Annotated in this window: 1 protein-coding gene and 2 pseudogenes; all 3 read right to left on the bottom strand. The window is 44.7% G+C overall.

Features of this window, described 5'->3' with window-relative positions; translation table 11 throughout:
- Positions 1-63 precede the first annotated feature (63 nt).
- Positions 64-627 (bottom strand): annotated as a pseudogene (locus DCC82_RS08465) (AMP-binding protein); the annotation flags it as partial.
- A 6-nt stretch (positions 628-633) separates the two neighbouring features.
- Positions 634-1,710 (bottom strand): CaiB/BaiF CoA transferase family protein, encoded by a 1,077-nt coding sequence (locus tag DCC82_RS08460; RefSeq protein WP_108430327.1) that lies wholly within the window; start codon positions 1,708-1,710, stop codon positions 634-636.
- A 15-nt stretch (positions 1,711-1,725) separates the two neighbouring features.
- Positions 1,726-2,439: pseudogene (locus DCC82_RS08455) on the bottom strand (acyl-CoA dehydrogenase family protein); the annotation flags it as partial.
- Between the last annotated feature and the right edge of the window lie 59 nt (positions 2,440-2,498).

Below are 2,498 nucleotides of genomic sequence, written 5' to 3'. Positions count from 1 at the left end.
ACGGAAAGTGTGGATTGAGCGTGTGGAATTTATGTAATTCTACACACTCTTTTTTATTACGTTCGGATTTCCAGTTGTTGCTGATGTATAACACATTCCAGCCGGCTCGTATTCATCTAGATCTTTTTTAAACGGAAATTTCGGATCTCCTTGTTCCAATAATTTTTCATAATGGTAAACAGGAGAAAGCGTTGTTTCTGGAAGTTCCGCTTCATCCGTCATAATGATAAAAGCACGTACGTTTGGAATATTGTCTTTCACTGCTTCAATCGCTGGAAGCAAATCATCGTCGATTAACAATACACGGTCGTCAGCATGATTAATAATATAGGCAATATGCTGCGGCGACAGACGGATATTGATCGTATGCAGCACCGCGCCGATTCCTGGTATCGCAAAATACGCTTCCAAATGACGATGATGATTCCAGGCAAACGTCCCGACGCGGTCGCCGACGGAAACACCCAAACTTGTCAATACGCTGGCAAGCCTTCTTGTCCGCTCACCGATTTCTTTATATGTATGGCGGACAATGCCACGTTTCATGCGGGAAACGACTTGTTTAGTCGGAAAGAACATTTCCGCTCTTTCTAACATTGTCGAAATGTTTAATGGCACATTCATCATCATTCATCACTCCTTTTTTCGTAATTGGCCGCCATGTTCATTCAGTGACGGCGCCTTTTTTCGTTTTTGTAATAATGTTTCGTCATAACGGGTCGCCACTTCTATGCGCCGGCCGGCAATATGAATCATCTTCCGGTAGCTGTCTCTTGCAAATAACGATTTCGCTTCATCTGTTTCCAACACAGGAGCAAGGCAGCAATCTACCGTTTGGCTAAATTCGATCCATTCTTGAAGCGTTTTCGTTTGAAATAAGCGCACAATTTCTAGAAAAATTGGATTTTCTTCTTTTGCGGGCGAATAATGATACGAGATCCATTCTGGCTTTTCGACAGCATGGCAAAAGTTTTCCCAAAATTTTTTCTCAAGCGCCGCAAGGCTCACATATCGCCCATCTTTCGTTTCATACAAGTGGTAACAAACGATCGTGCCGGCAAGCACATCGATGCCGTTTTTTCTTCCTGTATCATGCTCGATGACAAAATGATTCGTCATCATCGAAAGCAAGCCATCGACTAACGAAAGGTCAATATACGTTCCTTTTCCTGTCCGCTCGCGGTAATACAACGCGGCAACGATTTGTTCGACCGCATGGATGCTCCCGATCAAATCGGCAAGCGTAATCGTCGGATGAACGGGGCGCCCTTCTTTATCTTTTAGCTGCGCCAACACACCGGTTATCGCCATGTAATTTAAATCATGGCTTCCAAATGAAGCATACTTGCTCTGTTGACCGAAGCCGCTAATCGAACAGTAAATGATCGTTTCGTTGATTGCAGAGACATCTTCATAACTTAAACCAAGCCGTTTCATCACTCCCGGACGGAAGCTTTCGATGATGACATCGGCCTTTTGGATCAGCTGTTTTGCCGTCTGTAAATCTTTTTCGTTTTTTAAGTCAAGGGCGATGCTTTTTTTGCCTGCATTGTTTGCGCGAAACACACACTCCTCCGAAAGTGAACGCATCATATCTCCCGTTTTCGGTTCAATTTTGATGACTTCTGCTCCTAAATCAGCCAAACGCAGGCTGGCGAATGGACCGGGAAGGTAGTGGGAAAAATCGATGACCGTTACTCCGTCTAACACATCGTCACCTTCTTTCTATAAATCTAAGGTTCTTGCAATAATCGTTTTCATCATTTCATTCGTCCCAGCGTAAATCGCGCTGACCGGAATATCTCGGTAGCGTCTGGCAATCTCGTATTCTTCCATATACCCATAGCCGCCATGCAACTGCATGCTTTCTGCAGCGATTCGTTTCGCCATTTCCGTAATCCACCATTTCGCCATCGAAACATGTGTCACCACATTCTTCCCTTGCATATGCTCTTCAATGACACGGTCGACAAACGTCCGGCCAATGGCAATTTCCGTTGCCATTTCGGCAAGTCGGAATTGGACGGTTTGAAACTCGCTAATTCGTTTTCCAAATGCGGACCGCTGCTTTACGTACTGCTTTGTCAATTCAAACATTACTTCCGCTGCCGTTTGCGCGGCAATCGCCACAACAAGCCGCTCTTGCTGTAGCTTTTCCATTAAGTAATAGAATCCTTTTCCCTCTTCTCCAAGCAAGTTTTCTTTTGGCACTTTTGCGTCATTAAAAAACAATTCTGCCGTATCTTGTGCGTGCAGCCCGACTTTGTCAAGCTTTCGTCCGCGCGTAAATCCTGGGGTATCGCGCTCAACAACAAGAAGGCTGATACCTTTATGCGGTGGTTTGGCATTTGGATTCGTTTTGCAGGCAACGACGACTAAATCGGCATGAATGCCGTTTGTAATAAACGTTTTTTGACCGTTGACAATATACTGAACCTCTGCACGACTAAAGTCGGCAGGTTCTTGTGTACTAAAGAGCTTCGTCTATACCTTCGTAT

The sequence above is a fragment of the Geobacillus sp. LYN3 genome, from assembly GCF_003064505.1.
GTDB classification, from domain to species: domain Bacteria; phylum Bacillota; class Bacilli; order Bacillales; family Anoxybacillaceae; genus Parageobacillus_B; species Parageobacillus_B toebii.
This window is presented reverse-complemented; position numbering and strand designations above follow the sequence as displayed.